A 20,983-nucleotide genomic window follows, 5' to 3' on the forward strand; every position below is an offset into this window, starting at 1 on the left:
TCCGATATTCTCCACATAAAAAAGAGTAAAAAAGGCTAGTAAATTGTTGTTTACTAGCCTTTTTTATTTTATCTAATTGCAAACTCTAATATGCTAAACTTTTTCTAACTCAATAATATAAAAGACATTATGATGCTGAAAAATAGCTCTTATATTTTTTTATTGCTTTTATTTGGCATAGCCATATTCTCTTGTACTTCTGAAAAAACAGAGAAACAAACAATTCAAGAAGACAAAACAGAACTCAAAAAGCCTACCTCAAAAGATACAACTACTTTCAAAGAAGGAGATATTATTTTTCATACCTCTACTTCTTCACAGAGCAAAGCCATACAACTTGCTACTGATTCAAAGTATAGCCACGTTGGAATTATTTTCAAAGATGAAAAAGATAATTTTATAGTGTTGGAAGCTGTGCAGCCAGTAAAATATACGCCTCTAAAAAAATGGATAGCACGAGGAGAAAACAATCACTTTGCACTCAAACGTCTAAAAAACGCTGACAAAACTCTGACAAAAGAAGCCATACAAAAAATGAAAACCACAGGGGAAAAATTCATAGGAACAAACTACGACCTATATTTTGAATGGTCAGATGAAAGAATCTACTGTTCCGAACTGGTATGGAAAATCTATAAAGAAGCCTTAAATATTGAAGTCGGAAAGCTAGAAAAACTCTCTAGCTTCGACTTAGAAAACGATGTTGTAAAGACAAAAATGAAAGAGCGTTATGGAAATACCATTCCGTTAGATGAAAATGTAATTTCCCCTGCTGCTATTTTTGATTCTGATAAGTTGGTTTTGGTAGAGTAGTTTATAAACTCTGCTCAAAAAGCCATTTCCACATTTCTTCATCTTTGTAGGCTGGTTTCCAACTTCCGTGTCTGACTTTTTCATATTCTGTGTAATGAACATTTTTATTACCCGTTTTTTTGAGTGCTGCCACCATATTTCGGCTGCGCTGTGGTTTTACGGTTTGGTCTAATGCTCCGTGAAAAACCCACGTTGGCATAGTTGCTAGAGAAGAGGCTGTTTTTTCGTCTGCTCCCCCACAAATGGGAACAATAGCTGCAAACTTTTTAGGATAACGTGCTGCTAAATCCCACGTTCCGTAGCCTCCCATGGATAGTCCTGTCAGATAAATTCTTTCTGAATCTATGGGTAATCGTCGTTGCAGTTTTTCTAATAACTCTACGGTTAGGCTCATGTACTTACTCATTTCCTTGGGCTGCGTGTGTGCATCTGCCGACCAATCTACTTCTACCCACTTGTTGTCTTTTTCGCATTGAGGAACAAGGACGAAACAATCGTAATTTTCTCTGTTCTTTTCCTGCAATGCCCACGCTCCTATATGCTTGACGGTAAGCGAACTATCGCCACGCTCTCCTGCGCCGTGTAGAAAAAGAACTAAAGGGTATCTTTTAAAATACTCTTCTGGATTATAATTTTTTGGGAAAAGTAAACGATAACGCATAGAATCCGTTGAAACAGTAGAGTAAAACAGATTATGTTCGAAAAGTTCGTATCTTAGCTTATCCGAGCTGGTTTGTTGTCCGTAAGAAAACGAAGCAAATACACTCAAAAACAAAAGACACACAACCGAAAAAGAATATATTTTATTTTTCATAGAAATTAGCAGTTAAACCCTAAGGATTTCTAAAACCTCTTAGAGTTTGGAAATTCTTACAATTTTTTAAATTATGAGCGAAATTCAAGCCGAAAACACATCTACCGAAACAAACAATTCAAAACAAGATTTCAAAAAACAAATAGACGAAATTTTTGAAGCACAACAAAATAACCGTTGGGCAGTAGCCAAAACAACAGCAAAAGAACGCATCGAAAAACTAAAACGTTTGCAAGATGCTCTTTTTAATTACCGTGCTGCATTTCATCATTCACTTCGTCAAGATTTTGGGAAGCCAGAAGCAGAAACAGATTTATCAGAAATCTACCCTACTTCAAACGAAATCAAACACGCCGTTTCGAATCTTGAAAAATGGATGAAAGATGAATCGGTAAGCACTCCGACAGCTCTTTTGGGTTCGAAATCATATATTCGTTATGAGCCAAAAGGTGTTTGTCTGATTATTGCGCCTTGGAACTATCCAGTGAATCTTATCTTGATTCCACTTATTTCAGCAATTGCAGCAGGAAACTGTGCTATCTTAAAGCCTTCTGAATACACGCCAAATACAAATGCTATTATGGCACAGCTTATCAAAGAAGTTTTTGCAGAAAATGAAGTTGCTTTTGTAGAAGGAGAAGTAGAGGTTTCTAAATATCTGACAGAAAAGCCATTTGACCATATTTTCTTTACAGGAAGTACGGCAGTAGGAAAAATGGTAATGAAAGCAGCTTCTGAAAACTTAACTTCTGTAACATTAGAATTGGGTGGAAAGTCGCCAGTAATCGTAGATGAGACGGCAAATATCAAAGAAGCTGCAAAGAAAATCGTTTGGGGTAAATTTTTAAATGCAGGACAGACGTGTATTGCCCCAGATTATGTTTTGGTTCACGAAGATATTGAACACGAACTTATCCAACAAATGCTCAAATATTTGAGTGAGTTTTATGGAATGTCGTCTGGTGAGCGTTTAGACTCTCCAGATTATGCACGCATTATCAATGAAAAACAATACAAAACACTTGTAGAGCTTATCGGAAAAGCAAAAGGGCAGGGTGCAGTTATCCATACTGGAGGAACAGTTGTAGAAGAGCAGCGTTATATCGCTCCTACGATTATGTCAGAAGTGCCGTTAGATGCTGAGATAATGCAACAAGAAATTTTTGGTCCTATTATGCCAGTCATTCGCTATAAGTTTTTGAATGATGCTTTAGATTTAATCAATAAAAAAGATAAGCCTTTAGCACTTTACATCTTCTCTCAAGAGCGTGAAACCATTGAGAATGTACTTTCTTCTACTTCTTCGGGTGGTGTGTGTGTGAATGATACAGTTATTCACTATTTCCAACACAACTTGCCTTTTGGTGGTGTAAATCATAGTGGAATTGGAAAAGCCCACGGTATTTTTGGCTTCAAATCTTTCTCTAATGAGCGTGCTGTTCTGGAACAGCCTACTCGCTTTAGCGCACCTCAACTAATGTACCCACCTTACAAGTCAGAAGTAAAATCACTAATTGATTTTACAGTAAAGTGGATTTAAGATAGTATTTGGTCGTTGGCGAAAACACCAACAACGGCAAAAAGCTCTTCAAAACCTATTCTTTATTTTTTAAGGGATAGGTTTTTTGATAAAAAAGATAAAATCGTAATCTCATAAATTTAATTTTTCTATATGCCTAGAAACTTTTATATCAGTCGTTTTATATTCAATAGTATCATACATGGCTTTGTAATTTATGGAGTCATTTCTTTAAAGTGGAATTTTTTTGCTGTTATTTATTTCTATTGGGTAGCACAAATGGTAAAGGTCATCTACAGATTTTTGGGTAATTACGTAGAACATAAAAATAAAATAACTTCTGGACTGGAATACAAGTTAGAGCGAAAGAATTTTAGAAATATTGTTATTACTATGCTTGTGTTTTTAGTGTTCATCTTATTTTCTGGATATTTCAATCAACCCAACAATCATGCGTGGAAAGCAAATTATGTCTTTGTATTACTTAGAGATATGAACTTTAATTTTGCTCTCATTTTGGTAATCATAAAAGAAGCAGTTTTGTTTGCATACATTTCAAGAGAGATAAATAAACTAAGAGAAGAAGGACACGAAGCAAAACTAAAGGAGCTAGAGAATGGAGTATTTAGAAAAAGTAAAAAAAGCGAAGGGGAGGAAACTCATGAAGAAGTTATGAACAAGTATAATTTCTCACCTTTTTTTATGCAATCACTTGTCTTTTATTTGAGTTTGATTTGTATTCTTTATCTTTTTAGAGCAGCGAACAAAAAATATTTTTCTTCTACTCATTATATTAGTGAGTTTGGAGAGTTTATACTTATAATAATTTTCATTGCCATACAAATATTCTCAGAGTTGATGAGTTTCATAAAAAAAGATAAATGGTTGTAGCATAACATCACAGATATTGAGAAGCTTTATCGAAAACAAAACCCCTTTTCATTATATTAGTTCAATATCAAAGTATCTTGTTTAAAATCAATCTAAATTAGTTATCTTTGTGTATGTACCACAGACTTCTAGCCTGTGAAAAGAGAATAAAAACCAGACTATTATGCTAACAGCTACTAAATTCGATATAAATAAAATTAGAAAAGAGTTTCCAATTCTTCATCAAGAAGTACAAGGCAAACCTTTGATTTATTTTGATAATGCAGCCACTACACAGAAACCAAAATCTGTTATTGATGCACTTTCAAATTATTATTTAGAAATCAACTCTAACGTACACCGAGGAGCGCATACGCTTGCCGAGCGTGCCACAGATGCTTTCGAACAGACACGTAAAGCAGCACAAAAATTCATCAATGCACCATCAGAAGAGCAAGTTATTTTTACTCGTGGAACAACTGAAAGTATCAATTTAGTAGCACAGTCGTACGGACGAGCATTTTTGAAAGAAGGTGACGAAATTATTATTTCTAGCCTAGAGCATCATTCTAATATTGTTCCGTGGCAAATTATTGCTTCACAGGCAGGTGCAAAAATAAAAGTTATACCTGTTTTTGATAACGGAGAGCTAGATTTAGAAGGCTATCAGAATCTACTTTCAGAAAAAACAAAAATTGTAGCTGTGGTTCACGTATCGAATGCACTTGGTACGGTAAATCCAGTCAAAGAAATTATTAAGAAAGCACACGAAGTTGGAGCAAAAGTAGTCGTAGATGGAGCGCAAGCTAGTCCACACTTAGAAATTGATGTACAAGATTTGGATGTTGATTTTTATGCGCTTTCAGGTCATAAAGTCTATGCACCAACAGGAATTGGAATTTTATATGGAAAAAAAGAGCTTTTGGAAGTGATGCCACCTTATATGGGAGGAGGAGAAATGATAAAAGATGTTTCTTACGAAATTTCTACCTACAACGAACTTCCTTATAAATTTGAAGCAGGAACGCCAAATATTGCTGATACGGTAGCTCTGCGCCTTGCTTTTGAGTTTGTAAATAAACTGACTAAAGCTGAAATTATAGCTCATGAGCAAATGCTTTTGGAGTACGGAACTCAAAAACTCTCTGCCATTGAGGGCTTAAAAATCGTTGGAACAGCGAAAGATAAAGCAAGTGTCATTTCTTTTGTTGTTGATGGCGTTCATCACTATGATATGGGCTTGATGTTAGATGCTAATGGAATTGCTATCCGAACAGGACACCACTGTACCCAACCTCTGATGAAGCGAATGAACTTAGAAGGAACGGCTCGTGCTTCTTTTGCACTCTACAACACAAAAGAAGAAATTGATACTTTTGCTGATACTCTTGAAATGGTTATTGAGAGGTTGAGATAATTGTCTGATATGTTTTAAAAAAGTTAATAGGCTAGTAGTACCAACTGACTAGCCTATTTAATTTCTTGAAAAAATGATAAAAGAAGAATATGAATGGTATGTAGAGCTTGAAGGAGAAGTAATTGGAGAGTTAATTAATGCTGAATATGTAGATATGTTTTGGTACGAATACATTGTAATTCCAAACAAAAATTACGAGTATTTGATTTCTGATATTCAATTATGGAATGACTGTAAATTTAAGTTTTTCAATAAAGTATCTTTAAAATACGCTAACAATGCATTTGGTCATTATTTACCATTAGAAAGAAAAGCTTACATGCGAGCATTGTACATTGACGAACGGAAGAATAATTTTTTCAAACGATTGTTCTCTTTTCTATATTTGTGATAAAAAACATCAATGGTCATTACAAAATCTTTCAAGCACGAAGAAGTAACAGGGATAAAATTTGGCTATCAGCCTTTTGGAATGCCTACTTTATTCACTCATATCTACTTTGTAGATGGGTTACTCATAGACACAGGACAAAGTAACGCCAAGTCTAAAATCTTGGAAGAGACAGCAAAACTAAACATAGAGCAAATATTCATTACTCACCATCACGAAGACCATACAGGAAATATTTCAGAAATCCAGAAGCAACACGGCTGTAATGTCTATGCTTCAAGTTTGTGTGGTGAGATGATGAAAAAACCTCCAAAAATTAGTCTTGCACAGCAACTTACGTGGGGAAAACGTCCTGCTTATGAGCATCTTCTCCGAAAAGACGATACAATAGAAACTCCCAATTTTTCATTTCAGATTATTCCCATTGCTGGACATGCTGTCGATATGGTGGCACTCTACGAACCAACAAAAAAATGGCTGTTTTCAGCAGATTTATATATTAATTCCTATATTGATTATTTTTTGGAAAATGAAAGTATATACGAGCAGATTAATTCTATTAAAAAGATTTTAGAACTAGATTTTGTTGTAATGTTTTGTGGACACAAACCCCAACTTACCAATGCAAAAGCTCAACTCACTAAAAAACTAAACTTCTTAGAATCACTTTTCAATGATGTTTCTTTGCTATATGAGAAAGGAAATTCAGCGAGTGAAATTCTTAAAAGATTGAAGCTAAAAGAAAACTGGTTTGTCAGAATCCTCTCTAATGGAAATCTATCTAAAATCAATATGATAAAATCAATTATTAGAGATATTGAATACTTGAAGAAAAAATCATGAATCAAAATAATAAACCCACATTAGAAATTTGTCTTACACCCGATGCAGTTTCTTTTATAGACTTAACAGGCAAAATTGCTGTCATAGTAGATATTTTTAGAGCTACTTCTACAATGGTAGCAGGCTTGGCAAATGGCGTAGAATATATTGTGCCTGTCGCTAATGTAGCCGATGCACTGCACTATAAGTCAGAAGGTTATATAACGGCTGGAGAGCGAAATGGTGAAAAAGTAGAGGGTTTTGATATTGGAAACTCTCCTTACGAACACATGGAGCAAGAGCGTAAAAAAATTGTTATGACAACCACCAATGGCACACAAGCCATTGAAGCTGTAAAAAATGATGCCGAACAAGTCATCATTGGTGCATTTTTAAATTTAAAAGCAGTTGCAGATTATCTCAAAAATCAAAATAAAGATATTATTATCGTTTGTGCAGGTTGGAAAGGTCGTTTCAATGCAGAAGATTCTCTTTTTGCTGGTGCGTTGGCTCTCAAACTGAAAGATGATTTTTGGTGGGAAGGAGACGAGACACTTTTTTCCTCACATTCTTATACTTCTGTAAAGAAAAATCTACTCAAAATCTTAAAGCATTCTTCACATTATAAGCGATTAGAAAAACATGGCGTGGTAGATGATATGAAATTCTGTTTAGAAATAGATAAATTTGAGAATGTTCCTATCTTAAAAGATAATCATTTAGTGAATTTATAAGCTATGAAAAAAACAGGGGTTTGTCCAAAGTGTGGTTCTCTTGATGTATACAATAATTCAAATCAACGTGCTGAGTTACGACGAGTACTACAGATTAAAAACCCTAAAGCTATCTTTGGTAGAGGTAGTTTTTTGGTTTCCTATATTTGCTTGAACTGTGGATATGTAGAAGATTATCTGACCGAAAAAGATTTAGAAAAAAGAAGAGATATTATCAAAAATACTTGGACAAAGTAAATGATTTTGTGAGTCAAAGAACAGAAACAAAGTCGCAAAACTGGTTACGGATTGCTGAAAACTGATTACTTAAAGAAATGCGTTATTTTTTAGAAGTAGCCTATGAAGGCACAAATTTTCATGGATGGCAAGCTCAAAAAAACACTCCCAAAACAGTACAAGGAAGTATTGAAAATGCCCTTTCAAAAATTTTGAGAATTGAAACACCAATTGTTGGAAGTGGAAGGACAGATACAGGTGTGCATTGTAGAAAACAGTTTGCTCATTTTGATACAGAAAAAGAAGTAAGTACAAAGGACTTGAAGCACAGGATGAATAGCTTCTTGCCTCCTCAAATTGCCATTGCTAATATTTTACCTGTCAAAGACACAGCACATGCTCGTTTTGATGCTTTTTCAAGAACCTATCACTACCATCTGCTTCTTGAAAAAAATCCATTCTTGATAAATCAAGCACATACTCATAGAAAGCAACTAGATTTTGAAAAAATGAATAAAACAGCAGAGATTTTACTAAAATATACTGATTTTGAATCTTTTAGTAAAGTCAAAACACAGGTCAATAATTTTGAATGCAATATCAGTAAAGCAGTTTGGACAAAGGAAGTTGAAAATGGGATAGAATTTTACCGTTTTACTATTTCTGCAAATCGTTTCCTTAGGGGAATGGTTCGTGCTGTGGTAGGCTCGCTTTTTTTGGTAGGAGAAGGAAAAATAGAAATATCAGATTTTGAGCAAATTATTTTAGATAAAAATAGAAAATCAGCAGGTTCTGCTGTGCCAGCAGAAGGACTTTTTTTAGTTGATGTAGAATATCCAAAAGAGATTTTTTTTGTATGAAGCCCTATAAATCATCCTCAATGCGCTTAAAAATTCATTGAGGATGAAAATAAATCTATCTTACCACAGAAATATAACCCATAATAGGTTTCAAGCTATCACTAATTCGTATTCTGTAATAATATGTTCCTTCAGCGAGTTTCATTCCATTTAAAAGAGCATCCCATTCTTTGCGATAACCATTTTTTTGAGTGAAGAGAATTTTTCCTGTTCTATCAAAAATTTCTATATCAGCATTCGGATAACGTTCTAAAAATGGAATTTTCCATGTGTCGTTTGTTCCATCATCGTTAGGAGTAAATGTATTTGGAATATCAGCAAAACAGTCTTCATTGATTTCTATAAAAACAGTATCTGCCGAACACTCATCAGCTTGATAGACAATTTTGTATGTTCCTTGGCTAGACTGACCAAGTTTTATTTCTCCACTCAAAGAATCTAGTTTGATACCTATATCGTGGGTAAAGAAAAAACCATTTTCATTGCCTAAAATTCTAGGAGTTGGATTTACTTCTGCTCTACAATAACTCTCATAGTCATAAGCAAAACGAGCATCAATAGGTTTTCTACGAATAACAAAGTCTGACAAAACAAGCTCACATCCATTCGCATCTCTAATGGTTACTTGATAAACTTCTGTTTCGCTAGGTTCTAACTCTGAAAGCTCATTAGTATTGGTAGCAAGGGTTCTGCCTTGATACATCCAAATTGTATTGTAAGGAGCTGTTCCCCCAGTAATTTCTACACTAATTTGTCCATCATTTATATTTGAATTACAAGTAGCTTCTTGTGTCGTTATTGTTCCGTTTAACTGTTGAGGTTCTGTAATTTCTATGAGCAGCGAATCTTGACAGCCCAAATCGTCTATAACATTTACTTTATAACTTCCCTTAGAAAGATTTTCTAACGAGTGTTGAGTGGTACTATCTTGCCATAAAATCTGATAATCTCCAAAAGCTCCACTTATTTCTATATCAATTCTTCCATCATTTCCTCCAAAACACGAAACGTTTTTAGTAATGGCTTCAACTTTTAGATTGGAAACCTCCACCAAAACCACATTGCTAAATTTTGCATCACAACTATCAGGAATTACTTTTCTTCTAAAATAAGTAGAAGTAGCAAGTTCTGTAGGTTGATAATTGAGCGTACTGTCTAAATCTGTCCAAGTCAAGCTATCTGTTGAAGACTGCCACAAATATTTGTGATTGACAAGTGAAGAATCGCCCATCAAAAGGCTTGGAATCTCGCCCCTACACACACGCTGCGAAGATGAAATAATATTGTTTTTGACACCTGCAAACTTTACTCTAACCGTATCTACCACCGTACAAAATCCATTATCTACCCAAACGGTATAAGTTCCCTCTTCTGAAACAATTATACTTTGTGTAGAGTCGCCCGTACTCCAAAGATATTCGTCTGCATCAGCAGTAGCGATAAGTTCATATTCGAAAGGTTCACAAAAAGTGCTATCCTTAAAGTTTGTATTAGGAAAACCATTATCTGGAACAGTAAATTCTGTAACAACAGCATTTTCAGATTGTAAAATTAAGTTAGGGACGCTATCATTTTTTACCTTGACAAAATAAGTTCCTATGTGTTTAGCAGCCAAAACTGAATCGGTAGCGTTGGGAATCGAATCTCCATTGAAAAACCATTGATAATGATTGTATTTTCCATCAGTCTGAACTTCTAAATAACAAGGTTCTATGATAGGAACTTTACTTTGTGGAGCATAAATAAAGTTATTAATCTTCCAAGTTTGTTCTTCTAAATCAGCAAAAGTAAGATGGTTATTACTCACATTGAGTGATTGTAGGTTGGTAAGAGAATCTATATTTGCAATTTCTGTAAATCCATTTCCACTCAAATCTAATGTTCTTAGAGAGGATGATTCCATAAAAAATGAATTCGGAATTTTGCCTTCCAATTTATTCTTAGAAGCAATAAAGGTTTGTATGCTTCTCATATTTCCAATTTCTGAAGGAAGTGTTCCCCTAAAGTTATTCGTAGAAATATTGAGTGATGAGAGTGAGGAAATGCTTGCTATATTTGTTGAGAGTTCTCCATTTAGCCTATTATTATTTAGCTTTATGGTTTGTAATTTTTTCAACGTATAAAAATCAATTCTTTCAAATTGTGTCAAATTATTAAACGACAAATCTAAATAGGCAAGTTCTGTAAATGCATTGAGAGAATATACTATTTCAATATCTGTCGGTGTTTCATAGAAATCTTCTAATACATCTGTTTGAATTCTATTATGAGAAAGGTCTAAATAAGAAAGTTTACTTGGTAAAGGCAAGCTCACTGGAGGAACATCTCTAAAATCGTTGTAGGAAAGAATAAGTGTAGTGAGTGAAGGGGCATAATATAACTGAATCGGAATTCTGTCTTCTAACTTATTATGAGAAAAATTACAGGTTACAAGTTTTTTGAGTTGTCCAAGTGAAGCAGGCAGTTTTTGTGTCAGATTATTATTTTGTAGTAATAATGTCTTTAAATCTTCTAAGTTTGAAATTTGTGGAGAGAGATAAAACACATACCCATTGCTAGATAAATCTAAATAAGTAAGCCTACTCAAACTATAGAGCGAGTTGGGCAAGCCTCTATTTTTCCCAAGTTTGTTTGATGCTGCTGACAAAACTTTCAAATTGGGCATAGCAGAAATGATAATTCCTAAATCTGAATCAAAACCATTACCTGCTAAGTAAAACTCCTCTAGTCTATTCAAGTTTCTCAGTGTATTGGGTAAAGCTCCTGTAAAACGTGAACTTGCAATATTGAATTTTTTCAGATTTCTAAAGTTTCCAAACTGAGATTGCATTGTTCCAACAAAATTATTTGCTCCAATATATAGTTCCTCCAAATTTGTAAGTAAAAACAGACCTGTTGTATCAGAAATTGGACTGGTATAGCCATTTTGAGACAGATTCAAAACTTTTAATTGACGCATTCTGCCAAAAATAGAAGGAACATTTCCGTAACTTGCTCTATAACTTGTAGCTGCAATATTTAGGTAGGTTAGATTAGATAATGAAGTCAGCATTTCCAAAGAGCCTTTTAAGCTATTAACAGAAATATCTAATTTTCTTAATGAAGCTAGTCTGCTAAGTGTATTGGGTAGGCTATCTTTAAGACCTCTTCTGCCTAAGTTTAGTTCGACAACACGCTGATTTTCTATTACCACTCCACTCCAAGTGGTTGCATTTTCTTCCAGTTGCCAAGGGTTTGACCAGTTTCTTCCATTCGTTGTTTGGTAGAGTTCTACCAAAACCAAAGAATCATTAGTAACTATATTCTGCTGACCAAAACTGAAAGACAAAATACAACTATATAAGATAAGTATAAAAAGAAGGGGACGTATATATTTTTGCATGACAGTAATTTGAAAAAAGTATAAAACTAAAAAATGGAATTTCTTTTTGTTTCTGAGTCTGTTTGTCCAAAAAGACGAATACCCAAAAGAATTTCATTTGTTGTTCCTAAAGAATTAATATTATTTTCGTTGTTATTATTTAAGTTAGAAAATTCATAAGAGTAAGCAATATCTAGCCAAGACGTAATACGAGTTCCTAGAAAAGTTTGAATAGCTCTTTGGTGGCGATAGTTTATGGCTGTCCAAATGAGTTCATTATAAGCAAATTTTGCATTCAAGTCCCAGTTGAGGTCTGTTGTTTTGCTAACGTGCATCAAAATAGAGGGAGAGAAAATAAAATGCTCACTAACATTGATATTCAAACCTCCAGAAACTAAATAATAACGTTCCAAGTTATTGTTTTGTCCGATATTTACATTATTTTCAAAAAGTTGGCGTACTTCAAAACCACCAAAAAAATGGTCGTCGTGTAGCCAAATTCCAATATTTGCATCAGGTATAGTGCTTTGCTGATTATTCTGAATAGCATTATCATTAGGATGGTATAATGTCGCTTTTGAAGCATCAAAACCAATGGTTTTTAGACCAAAAGATGCCCCAAAAGACATTCGAAGTCTAGAATTAGCATCCCACTCATCACGCTGCGATAAAGTCAAATGATAAGCATAACGAGCATACAGTCCTGTTTCACTCCAAAGCCCAGCCATATTGTGATAGGCTTCCAAACCTACTGCATGATAATTGGTGTTTAAAACAACATTATTCCCTTGTGAGAGAGGAGTTTGGGCTAAAAATGCAAAGCTACTAGGTGCGCCTTCTATTCCACTCCACTGTCTGCGATAATTTGTTCTGATGTCTAATGCGTTTTGAGTTCCTAAAGCAGCAGAGTTTACACTTGTCCAGTTCCACAAGTAATTTCCAGAAAACATAGGATTTTGTGCCTTAACACTATAAAACCCTACAAGCGTAAAAAAATATATAAAAGCTATTCGAATTTTCATATTATAAGCACCAGTTTAAAAATGGTATAAAATCAATTTTTATATAAAATCAGATAATTTTAAAGAGTGTAACTATCTGATTAACAGATAGTTTTGTTTCTTTAACAATAATTTCACAAAAATAAAGCCTATATTTTTAGCTTAAACTTAGATTAGAGGACACTACAATATCATTCTTGCATTAATAGGTTGTTTGGAACAGGAAAGATGCAATATTTTGATATTTAAAGCACTTCTATTTTAAGAAAAAAAATTGCTGCCATTCATTTTTTGTTGAAAAAAGTAAAAATAAAGTGATGAGTCAATAAAAAAGTTAAGTTTTTCCACTTCCAAAGAAAATTTTCTTTTTCCTAGAAAATAACTAACCATAAATTTATTTTTTACGTTAGCTTGACTAACACTACTTTTTTAGCGTGCTGCTTTTCTTGAAAAGATGCTATTTTTTTCGGAAAACAGAATATCTAATTTAAATACTTACTATGAAAACTTATCTGTTGTTTTTCTTTCTACTTTCTTTATCTATCTTTTCTTGCACTATCCGAACAAGTAAAAATGGAGAAGAATTAACCATTGATTTTGATGGACAAAAATTTAGTCAAGCCTTAGAAGAGGCAAATGCAGCTATTCTCAAATCTGAATTGGGTTGTGATTACATCATGACAAATGCTGGTTTAGATAGTGTTTTAGAAGAGGTAGACGATACGTGGTTTGCTTCTAATAAACTAGACGTTGTAAGAGACCAAATCAAAGAAAAAAATGCTTGTTTGAATATCTATCAAGTAGTTTCTATGATTGACTATATTCCAGAAGATGATAGGTTCGAATTTGCTCGTTTTGCGTATGGTAGAACCGTAGATAGATATGATTTTGATAAAGTAAAAGCCTATTTGAAAGATGAAGCAGAGAAAGAAAAACTAGAAGCTATCTATGAAAATGATAAAGGTTCTCAAGCAAGAATTAAGATAGAAGGGGGCGATTTACCAAAACAAACCATTAAGATTGATACAAAAGAATTAGAATCAGTTTTGGAAGACCTTGTTGATGAAATAGAAGCTAGTACAGACGAGCTAGAGATTATTCTTGAAGAAGAAAGTACAGAAGATGAAATAAATACAACTATCGAATCTACTTGTACGAATCCTACGTTAAACGATGCCGAATTTGAAAAAATAACAGAGTACATTTATGAAGGACACATGGCAAGCGATAAACTTGAGCGTGCAAAGCGTTTAGCTAATAAAAGATGCCTTAGTGTAGCTCAAATAAAAGATATTATAGAAGTTATCAATTTTCCAGACGAGCAAGTTTTGTTTGCTAAATATGCTTTTTCAAGAGCAACTGACCCACAAAACTACTGCAAAGTAAAGAAGGCTGTTTTTGCAACACATAGAAATAAAATAACAGAGTTTTGTAAACGAAAAGGATTGACCTGTGGAACTTCTAAAATGGAAAGAATGATAGATAATATGTAAAATACATATTTTTAAAGTACATTTTGTCGTATTCTGCAATGCTGTGGAATACGATTTTTTTTTTGATTAAAATAGTAACTATGAAAATTTTATATTGTGATAATGTTATTGACCCAAAAATAGTTGATGAAGATTATCAAGATGAAGAACAAACGGCTAAAGAAGTCGGTTTTGAAACCTATCTTTTAAGTTTTGAAAAGCTAATGGAAGGAAATGCAAAATCTGCTATTCGTTTTATTCCTACTCAAACAAAAAAAGAGTTAGCTTTTTATAGAGGATGGATGATGAAACCTAAAATGTATGCTTTGCTCTATAATGAACTACTAGAAAAAAATATTATGCTCATCAATACTCCAACAGAGTATGAGCATTGTCATTACCTGCCTAATTCTTATTATAAGATTGAAAGTATTACTCCTTTTTCTAAGTGGATAAAGCTAGATAAAGCTGTAGATTTTGATGAAATTTATGAGCTACTAAATGATTTTGGAGAAAATCAGATTATCTTGAAAGATTATGTTAAATCAGAAAAATATTATTGGAAGGAAGCCTGTTTTATTACTAACCCAAAAGATAAAGACAGTGTAAAAAAAATAGTAGAGAAGTTCGTAGAACTAAGAGGAAATCAATTAAATGAAGGTTTGGTACTTCGTAAATTTGAACAATTAGAGTTTCTTACAAAACACTCTAAGAGTAGTTTGCCTCTCACAAAAGAATTGCGTTTGTTTTTCTTTCATCAGAGTTTAGTTGCTTATTTTAATTACTGGGATGAAGTAGAGTATGGAAAAATAGACATAGAATTAGATAAGTTTTTACAAGTTGCTAAAACGATAGAAAGTAATTTCTTTACTATGGATATTGCTCAAAAAACAGATGGGGAATGGATAATCATAGAACTTGGAGATGGGCAAGTTTCTGGCTTACCAGACAATGCTGATAAAAATAGTTTTTATAATAATTTAAAAAAACTAACCTTACAACGATGAAAACACTTTGGTTACATGGAATGGGAGCAAGTCCTAATCAAGAAAAAATTAAACTTTTGGAAAGTTATGGCTTTGAAATGTACGCACTTCATCTAAAATATAATCAAGATAGTTTTGATATTTTGAAAGAATATTGCCTAAAAAATGAAATAACGTTTTTAGTAGGTTCTTCGCACGGTGGCTTTTTAGGATTTTGGTTGAGTGAAGAATTAGCTTTGCCTTGTCTTTTATTAAACCCAGCAGTTTCTTTGAGAGGAAAAAACAAAACTAAACCCAAAAATATGTCAAAGTTGGAAAGCCCACTTTGCATAGTAGCTCTAGGAGAAGAAGACAAACAAATAGACCCAAAAAGAACACTTGTTTTTATGGAAAAAGACAAGCGAGAAGACAAAGAAATAATTACAAAAACATGGGCAGAAGAAGGGCATGGATTTACTATGAAAGCCTTTAAAGAAATCGTAACTTGGGCAAAAGATATTTTAACAAAACATACCTGAATAATGAAAGAAAAGCAAAAAATCAATACCTCAAAACTTTTCAAAATCTTGACACTACTCATTCCATTTGGCATTTTGGCGAATGTAGGTTTGAAAATAGATGAGTACAGAGACTCTATACCACTCTTAACGATTGCTTTAGGTATTTTTGGAATGCTTTTAGGATTTATGGGACATTATTTTGCTGAAAACAAAAGTATAATTATTAAAATTCTTACACTGATGTTACTTTTTGTTTTTTGTATTGTAAGTAGCATTTTTGCTATCATAGCATTTACAGACTTATTGTCTTTAGCAGATATAAATATGAGATAATAGGTATGCAAGCCGAATTTCTATTTATGCGTTTTTTTTAGTAGTATTACCAATTCTAATGAAAAAGTAAAAAAACATTTATTCGCAGATTAAATATAGTATGACAACAGTACAAACAAATTTTGAGACACTAACTGTAACAACAAAAGAAAATATTGTTACCCTTCAACTCAACAGAGGAAAAGCCAATCCTATTAATCGCCAAATGATTAGCGATTTGCATAACTTTTTTGAGCAAGCTACCCAAGATGAAGAAGTAAGTGGCGTAATTATGACAGGAAAAGAACATTTCTTTTCTTCTGGACTAGATTTGAAGCAACTTTATGCAATGAATGAAGAAGAAGTAAGAGAATTTTGGATTGCTTTTATGAAAATGACAAAAGTAGTAGCTTCATTTCCAAAACCACTCGTAGCAGCCATTACAGGACACAGCCCAGCAGGTGGATGCGTATTGGCAGTTTGTGCAGATTATCGCATTATGGCAGAAGGAGAGAAGTATTTGATTGGTCTGAATGAGATTCCTGTCGGAATTGTTGTACCAAAAGTAATTTTTGATTTATATGCATTTTGGATAGGAAACAAGACAGCTTATCAATATCTTTTGGAAGGAAAACTCATGACACCAAGCGATGCAAAACGCATTGGACTTGTCGATGAAGTGGTTTCTGCTGATAAAGTATTGAAACAAGCAGAAGAGAAAATGGAAGATTACACCAACTTTGATGGCGAAACTTGGTCTATCAGTAAGGCAAATCTGCGTGGTGGAATGCTAGAAGGAATGAACTTCGATAACTTAGACGAAATTCTAGAACCCATGCTAAAACAGTGGTGGTCGCCAAGAACAAGAAGTATTTTGAAAATGATTATTGCTTCACTTAGTTCAAAATAAAATTAGGCAATACTCTAAAATCTACCTTCAAAATATCTCAATTTATTTTTATGTGGAAAGAACAAGACAACCAACTTAAAAAAACTTTCGAATTCAATGACTTTCAAGAAGCCTTTGCATTCATGACTCGTGTCGCTTTTTTAGCTGAGCAGCAAGGACATCATCCTAACTGGAGCAATGTGTATAACACAGTAGAAATTGCCCTTACTACACATGATGAGGGAAATATTGTTACAGAAAAGGATAGAAAACTAGCTGAAGCAATTGATAAAATCTAATTGAATACATTGTTTTGTGCAAAATTCAAATACCTTTCTAATTATTCATTTTGAATAGTTGGAAAGGTATTTTTTCGTAATTTTACCATGGCTAAGAAATCATTTTTATATAAAAATGCCTTTATGTAGGTCAAAAGGCTTGCCTCTGACAAGATTCAATAAAATATATGCAGCTTCTAAGATTAGAAATAAAAGGATTTAAAAGTTTTGGAGATAAAGTAGTTGTTCGTTTCGACGAAGGAATTACAGGAGTGGTAGGACCAAACGGTTGTGGAAAATCAAATATCATTGATGCCATGCGTTGGGTGTTGGGCGAGCATCGTACACGCCATTTGCGTTCGGATAAAATGTCTAATATTATTTTTAATGGAACTGCTAAGAGAAAGGCTGCTGATGCTGCCGAAGTTTCGTTATTTTTTGAAAATACAAAACAGCTTTTGCCAGCAGAATACAAGGAGGTCTGTATTACGAGGCGTTATACTCGCTCTGGTTCTAGTGAATATTTCTTGAATGGAACTGCATGCCGAAGAAAAGATATTACCAATCTTTTGATGAACACAGGTGCAACGTCTAATTCGTATGCCATCATTGAACTAAAAATGGTCGATGATATTCTGACAGATAGAGAAAATGCAAGAAAAGTGATGTTTGAAGAGGCTGCTGGCGTGGCACAGTTCAAACAGCGCAAAAAAGAAACTTTGGCAAAATTAGAAGCAACATTATCAGATTTGGAGCGTGTAGAGGATTTGATGCATGAGATAGAAAAAAACATGAAGGGTTTGGAACGCCAAGCCAAACAAGCTGAAAAGTATTTTTCAACTAAAGAAGCCTACGAAAAATTTAGTGTTGCCTTAGCCAAACGTCAAGTAAAATCAAACTCTGACGATTTTGTAGAACTCAACAGTCAAATCAATGAGATTTTACAACAAAAAGAAACACTCACACAAGAGCAGGAAAACCTAGAAAAGTCCATTGAAGACCAAAAAAATACAGCTACTGAGCAAGAAAAAGTAATTTCAGAGAAAAAGCGTTATTTGTCTTCACAGATTGACAAAATAAATCATCTTCAAAACGAAAAAGTTAGGAATGAGGATAGAACACAGTTTTTGAGTAGAAACCGTCAGCAGATTGAAGAGCAACTTTTAGAAGACGAATCTGGAACAAAGCAAGCAGGACAAAGCCTAGAAAGTTTGCAGCAAAACTTGGCAAGTCAAGAAAAACAGTTTTTGGAAACACAAACTGTTTTGGAAGATTTTAAAAAGTCGCATGCTGAGGAAAAAGTAAAAACGGAAAACCTAAGAGCAGCAATGCAAGCAGCACAAGAAAAATTCAAAATGCTGCAAAACGATATTCTAATTCTTCAAAAAGAGGTAGAGCTCAAAGAAAATCAGCAAAGTGGCTCAAAGCAAGAGAGTGAACAAATGGCATTAGATTTTTCTGGACAAGCCGATCAGTTGCAATCTACTCTCAAAAAAGTAGCAGAAATTGAAAACGATTTAAAGGCTAGAAACAATGAAATTTCAGAATTAGAAAATAGTGAAGCCGAGCGTACACAAAAAATATCTTCGCTCACTTCTCAAATTGAATCGCTGAAAGAACAAATCGGAACAAAACAGCGAGAGGAAAGCAGTCTAAAGGCAGAATACAACCTTACCAAATCGCTCGTTGAGAATATGGAAGGCTTTTCTAGTGCATTAAAGTTTTTAGGAAAAGACACAACATCTTGGTCGGAAAATGCAGTTCTTTTAGCTGATATTTTTACAGCAAAAGACGATTATGATGAGGCACTTTTGGCAGTATTAGAACCGTATTTGAATTTTTATGTCGTTCAGACGGAAGCCGAAGCACGAAATGCAATGACTTTGCTTTCAGAAAATGAGAAAGGAAAAGCTAATTTTTTCATCTTAGAAAAACTGGAAAACATCATTCCAAGTCTTCCTCCGATTGATGGTGCTGTGGCTGCACTGGCTGTTATAGAGTTTGATGAGAAATACAAAAAACTAGCCTATTCGTTATTTCACAACGTTTATTTTAGTGAAAACGACAACTCTAATGATGTTGAAGGCTTTACGATTGCCCTCAAAAATGGAGAATTTGTAGCACGAAATGGAGGAAACTGGACAGGAGGTAAAGGCAAAGAAAATGCAAATCAAAACTCCCAACTAGGTAGAAAGCAGCGTTTGGAAGAACTTGGGAAATCGCTACAAAATCTTGAAATTGAAATTTCAGAACTAGAAAATCAGAGAAATGAGTTTTTAGTTCAGATAGAAAACCTACAAGAACAGTCTAAATTTGAAGAGTTACGCACGCTAAAAAATGAAACTAATCACGTTTCACAGCAAAAAATTTCATTGCAAGCTAGAGCTGAACAGATGCAAGAAAACGTTAGACGCAGCGAAGAGCGCAAAGAGGCTGCACAAGAGCGTTTGAGTATTTTGGCAGAACAAATTGAAAAACTAAAACCTCAAATCAGTCAGAAAAAAGAGCAAGTAACACAAGCTGAAAGAGCTTATTACGATTTGAATGAAAACTATTCTATTCAAAATGAGCGTTTCTCAGAGATTTCGGAAGAGTTGCAAGAATCAACTATGAGTTTTATTCAGTTTGAAAACAAACTGGAAAACCTCAAACAAGAAATAAAATTTAAGGAAACTTCGCTCCTAACTGGAAAGGAACGCATCACACAAAGCCAACAACAACTTCAAGAAATTGCAGAGGAAGTAAGTCAGCTTAAAGAAAAAATAGCTTCTCAGATTGAAGAAATAACTTCTTTAGAGGAAATTAAAGGCGACTTGCAAGCAGATTTGGGAGAAATTGAAAGTCAGTTTTATCGTTTGCGTGAAGAGATTACAAGAGTGGAGAAAGTAATTAAGGAATTACAACGTCAGCGTGAAAACTGCGACACTCGTACAATGTCTTTTCAAAATAAACTCAACGAAACCAAACTCAAACTGACAGCCACAAGAGAACGCCTTTCGGCAGAATTTGAAATCGAACTGACTGATGAGCTTTTAGAAACCCAAACCGAAGAAGATGAGTTTTCAGATGAAACGCTCATCGATGAAATTGAAGCAGCCAAACGTCGTTTGCAACGCATCGGAACAATCAATGCCACAGCCAAAGAAGCCTACGACGAAATAAAAGAACGCCACGACTTCATTACCGAACAACGCAGCGACCTTTTCGATGCTCAAAAACTCTTGGAAGATACCATTGCAGAGCTAGATGAAGCTGCCAAAACAGCCTTTTTGGATGCCTTTAATCAGATTAGGAAGAATTTTATTCGTGTTTTCCGTTCGCTCTTTTCAGAAGAAGACAACTGCGATTTGGTGCTTTCCAATCCAGAAGACCCATTAGAATCCAAAATTGAAATTATTGCACAACCTAAAGGAAAGCGACCTCTGACGATAAAGCAGCTTTCAGGGGGAGAAAAAACGCTTACTGCCGTCGCTCTTTTGTTTGCTCTTTATCTGCTGCGTCCTGCGCCATTCTGTATTTTTGACGAAGTAGATGCGCCTTTAGATGATGCCAATATTGATAAATTTAATCGTATCATCAAGAAGTTTGCAGAAGAAGTACAGTTTATCATCGTTACGCACAACAAGCGCACAATGGTAAGTACAGATGTAGTCTATGGGGTTACAATGCCAGAAATTGGTGTTTCAAAAGTCTTGCCTGTGGATTTGAAAGGGATTTTGGTGGATTGA

Annotated in this window: 19 protein-coding genes; 16 read left to right on the top strand and 3 right to left on the bottom strand. The window is 34.2% G+C overall.

What is annotated here, in order from left to right; genetic code table 11:
* The first annotated feature begins 129 nt into the window (after positions 1–129).
* Positions 130–813 (top strand): YiiX family permuted papain-like enzyme, encoded by a 684-nt coding sequence (locus QZ659_RS15500; RefSeq protein WP_291727088.1) that lies wholly within the window; start codon positions 130–132, stop codon positions 811–813.
* 1 nt (position 814) lies between these two features.
* Here the strand turns inward: QZ659_RS15500 and QZ659_RS15505 are convergent, their stop codons facing one another.
* Positions 815–1,627: a prolyl oligopeptidase family serine peptidase gene (locus tag QZ659_RS15505; RefSeq protein WP_291727090.1), complete on the bottom strand. Its 813-nt coding sequence runs from the start codon at positions 1,625–1,627 to the stop codon at positions 815–817.
* Positions 1,628–1,700: 73 nt separating this feature from the next.
* Between QZ659_RS15505 and QZ659_RS15510 the strand changes: the two genes are divergently transcribed.
* The 8 genes from QZ659_RS15510 (at position 1,701) to truA (ending at position 8,456) form a co-directional block, all read left to right on the top strand.
* On the top strand, positions 1,701–3,167 hold the full coding sequence (locus QZ659_RS15510; protein ID WP_291727092.1) for an aldehyde dehydrogenase family protein: 1,467 nt from the start codon (positions 1,701–1,703) through the stop codon (positions 3,165–3,167).
* A gap of 132 nt (positions 3,168–3,299) precedes the next feature.
* A complete protein-coding gene (locus QZ659_RS15515) occupies positions 3,300–4,037 on the top strand; it encodes a hypothetical protein (RefSeq protein ID WP_291727094.1) in 738 nt (245 codons plus the stop codon).
* Between the two features lie 163 nt (positions 4,038–4,200).
* On the top strand, positions 4,201–5,433 hold the full coding sequence (locus QZ659_RS15520; RefSeq protein WP_291727096.1) for a cysteine desulfurase: 1,233 nt from the start codon (positions 4,201–4,203) through the stop codon (positions 5,431–5,433).
* Between the two features lie 73 nt (positions 5,434–5,506).
* Positions 5,507–5,824, top strand: coding sequence for a hypothetical protein (locus QZ659_RS15525; RefSeq protein ID WP_291727098.1), 318 nt, complete (start codon positions 5,507–5,509; stop codon positions 5,822–5,824).
* Between the two features lie 12 nt (positions 5,825–5,836).
* The gene (locus QZ659_RS15530; RefSeq protein ID WP_291727100.1) at positions 5,837–6,667 is read left to right on the top strand and encodes an MBL fold metallo-hydrolase; all 831 of its coding nucleotides are present in this window, start codon (positions 5,837–5,839) and stop codon (positions 6,665–6,667) included.
* Positions 6,664–7,380 carry a 2-phosphosulfolactate phosphatase gene (locus QZ659_RS15535; RefSeq protein WP_291727102.1) on the top strand — a complete coding sequence of 239 codons (717 nt, stop codon included), beginning with the start codon at positions 6,664–6,666 and terminating at the stop codon, positions 7,378–7,380. The genes QZ659_RS15530 and QZ659_RS15535 overlap by 4 nt, the downstream gene beginning before the upstream one ends.
* A gap of 3 nt (positions 7,381–7,383) precedes the next feature.
* A complete protein-coding gene (locus QZ659_RS15540; protein WP_291727104.1) occupies positions 7,384–7,617 on the top strand; it encodes a hypothetical protein in 234 nt (77 codons plus the stop codon).
* 77 nt (positions 7,618–7,694) lie between these two features.
* The gene (truA, locus tag QZ659_RS15545; RefSeq protein ID WP_291727106.1) at positions 7,695–8,456 is read left to right on the top strand and encodes a tRNA pseudouridine(38-40) synthase TruA; all 762 of its coding nucleotides are present in this window, start codon (positions 7,695–7,697) and stop codon (positions 8,454–8,456) included.
* Between the two features lie 55 nt (positions 8,457–8,511).
* On the opposite strand, the gene QZ659_RS15550 is transcribed toward truA, so the two are convergent.
* Together QZ659_RS15550 and QZ659_RS15555 are read right to left on the bottom strand one after the other, a co-directional pair.
* The gene (locus QZ659_RS15550; protein WP_291727108.1) at positions 8,512–11,838 is read right to left on the bottom strand and encodes a leucine-rich repeat domain-containing protein; all 3,327 of its coding nucleotides are present in this window, start codon (positions 11,836–11,838) and stop codon (positions 8,512–8,514) included.
* Positions 11,839–11,864: 26 nt separating this feature from the next.
* Positions 11,865–12,839 (bottom strand): PorP/SprF family type IX secretion system membrane protein, encoded by a 975-nt coding sequence (locus QZ659_RS15555; protein WP_291727110.1) that lies wholly within the window; start codon positions 12,837–12,839, stop codon positions 11,865–11,867.
* Between the two features lie 479 nt (positions 12,840–13,318).
* Between QZ659_RS15555 and QZ659_RS15560 the strand changes: the two genes are divergently transcribed.
* From QZ659_RS15560 to smc, 7 genes are all read left to right on the top strand, one after another.
* Positions 13,319–14,311 (top strand): DUF4476 domain-containing protein, encoded by a 993-nt coding sequence (locus QZ659_RS15560; protein WP_291727112.1) that lies wholly within the window; start codon positions 13,319–13,321, stop codon positions 14,309–14,311.
* A gap of 80 nt (positions 14,312–14,391) precedes the next feature.
* Positions 14,392–15,297, top strand: a complete 906-nt coding sequence (locus QZ659_RS15565) for an ATP-grasp domain-containing protein (protein WP_291727114.1) — start codon at positions 14,392–14,394, stop codon at positions 15,295–15,297.
* Positions 15,294–15,794, top strand: a complete 501-nt coding sequence (locus tag QZ659_RS15570; protein WP_291727116.1) for a YqiA/YcfP family alpha/beta fold hydrolase — start codon at positions 15,294–15,296, stop codon at positions 15,792–15,794. Before QZ659_RS15565 ends, QZ659_RS15570 begins: the two co-directional genes overlap by 4 nt.
* A gap of 3 nt (positions 15,795–15,797) precedes the next feature.
* Positions 15,798–16,109 carry a hypothetical protein gene (locus tag QZ659_RS15575; protein WP_291727118.1) on the top strand — a complete coding sequence of 104 codons (312 nt, stop codon included), beginning with the start codon at positions 15,798–15,800 and terminating at the stop codon, positions 16,107–16,109.
* A gap of 100 nt (positions 16,110–16,209) precedes the next feature.
* On the top strand, positions 16,210–16,998 hold the full coding sequence (locus tag QZ659_RS15580) for an enoyl-CoA hydratase/isomerase family protein (protein ID WP_291727119.1): 789 nt from the start codon (positions 16,210–16,212) through the stop codon (positions 16,996–16,998).
* A gap of 50 nt (positions 16,999–17,048) precedes the next feature.
* Positions 17,049–17,276, top strand: coding sequence for a 4a-hydroxytetrahydrobiopterin dehydratase (locus QZ659_RS15585; RefSeq protein ID WP_291727121.1), 228 nt, complete (start codon positions 17,049–17,051; stop codon positions 17,274–17,276).
* 167 nt (positions 17,277–17,443) lie between these two features.
* The gene (gene smc, locus QZ659_RS15590) at positions 17,444–20,983 is read left to right on the top strand and encodes a chromosome segregation protein SMC (RefSeq protein WP_291727123.1); all 3,540 of its coding nucleotides are present in this window, start codon (positions 17,444–17,446) and stop codon (positions 20,981–20,983) included.

The sequence above is a fragment of the Bernardetia sp. genome (genome assembly GCF_020630935.1).
Lineage (GTDB): Bacteria > Bacteroidota > Bacteroidia > Cytophagales > Bernardetiaceae > Bernardetia.

Coding starts and splice junctions, on each gene's coding strand:
- QZ659_RS15500 (WP_291727088.1), top strand. CDS start 130: ATGATGCTGAAAAATAGCTCTTATATTTTTTTATTGCTTTTATTTGGC.
- QZ659_RS15505 (WP_291727090.1), bottom strand. CDS start 1,627: ATGAAAAATAAAATATATTCTTTTTCGGTTGTGTGTCTTTTGTTTTTG.
- QZ659_RS15510 (WP_291727092.1), top strand. CDS start 1,701: ATGAGCGAAATTCAAGCCGAAAACACATCTACCGAAACAAACAATTCA.
- QZ659_RS15515 (WP_291727094.1), top strand. CDS start 3,300: ATGCCTAGAAACTTTTATATCAGTCGTTTTATATTCAATAGTATCATA.
- QZ659_RS15520 (WP_291727096.1), top strand. CDS start 4,201: ATGCTAACAGCTACTAAATTCGATATAAATAAAATTAGAAAAGAGTTT.
- QZ659_RS15525 (WP_291727098.1), top strand. CDS start 5,507: ATGATAAAAGAAGAATATGAATGGTATGTAGAGCTTGAAGGAGAAGTA.
- QZ659_RS15530 (WP_291727100.1), top strand. CDS start 5,837: ATGGTCATTACAAAATCTTTCAAGCACGAAGAAGTAACAGGGATAAAA.
- QZ659_RS15535 (WP_291727102.1), top strand. CDS start 6,664: ATGAATCAAAATAATAAACCCACATTAGAAATTTGTCTTACACCCGAT.
- QZ659_RS15540 (WP_291727104.1), top strand. CDS start 7,384: ATGAAAAAAACAGGGGTTTGTCCAAAGTGTGGTTCTCTTGATGTATAC.
- truA (WP_291727106.1), top strand. CDS start 7,695: ATGCGTTATTTTTTAGAAGTAGCCTATGAAGGCACAAATTTTCATGGA.
- QZ659_RS15550 (WP_291727108.1), bottom strand. CDS start 11,838: ATGCAAAAATATATACGTCCCCTTCTTTTTATACTTATCTTATATAGT.
- QZ659_RS15555 (WP_291727110.1), bottom strand. CDS start 12,839: ATGAAAATTCGAATAGCTTTTATATATTTTTTTACGCTTGTAGGGTTT.
- QZ659_RS15560 (WP_291727112.1), top strand. CDS start 13,319: ATGAAAACTTATCTGTTGTTTTTCTTTCTACTTTCTTTATCTATCTTT.
- QZ659_RS15565 (WP_291727114.1), top strand. CDS start 14,392: ATGAAAATTTTATATTGTGATAATGTTATTGACCCAAAAATAGTTGAT.
- QZ659_RS15570 (WP_291727116.1), top strand. CDS start 15,294: ATGAAAACACTTTGGTTACATGGAATGGGAGCAAGTCCTAATCAAGAA.
- QZ659_RS15575 (WP_291727118.1), top strand. CDS start 15,798: ATGAAAGAAAAGCAAAAAATCAATACCTCAAAACTTTTCAAAATCTTG.
- QZ659_RS15580 (WP_291727119.1), top strand. CDS start 16,210: ATGACAACAGTACAAACAAATTTTGAGACACTAACTGTAACAACAAAA.
- QZ659_RS15585 (WP_291727121.1), top strand. CDS start 17,049: ATGTGGAAAGAACAAGACAACCAACTTAAAAAAACTTTCGAATTCAAT.
- smc (WP_291727123.1), top strand. CDS start 17,444: ATGCAGCTTCTAAGATTAGAAATAAAAGGATTTAAAAGTTTTGGAGAT.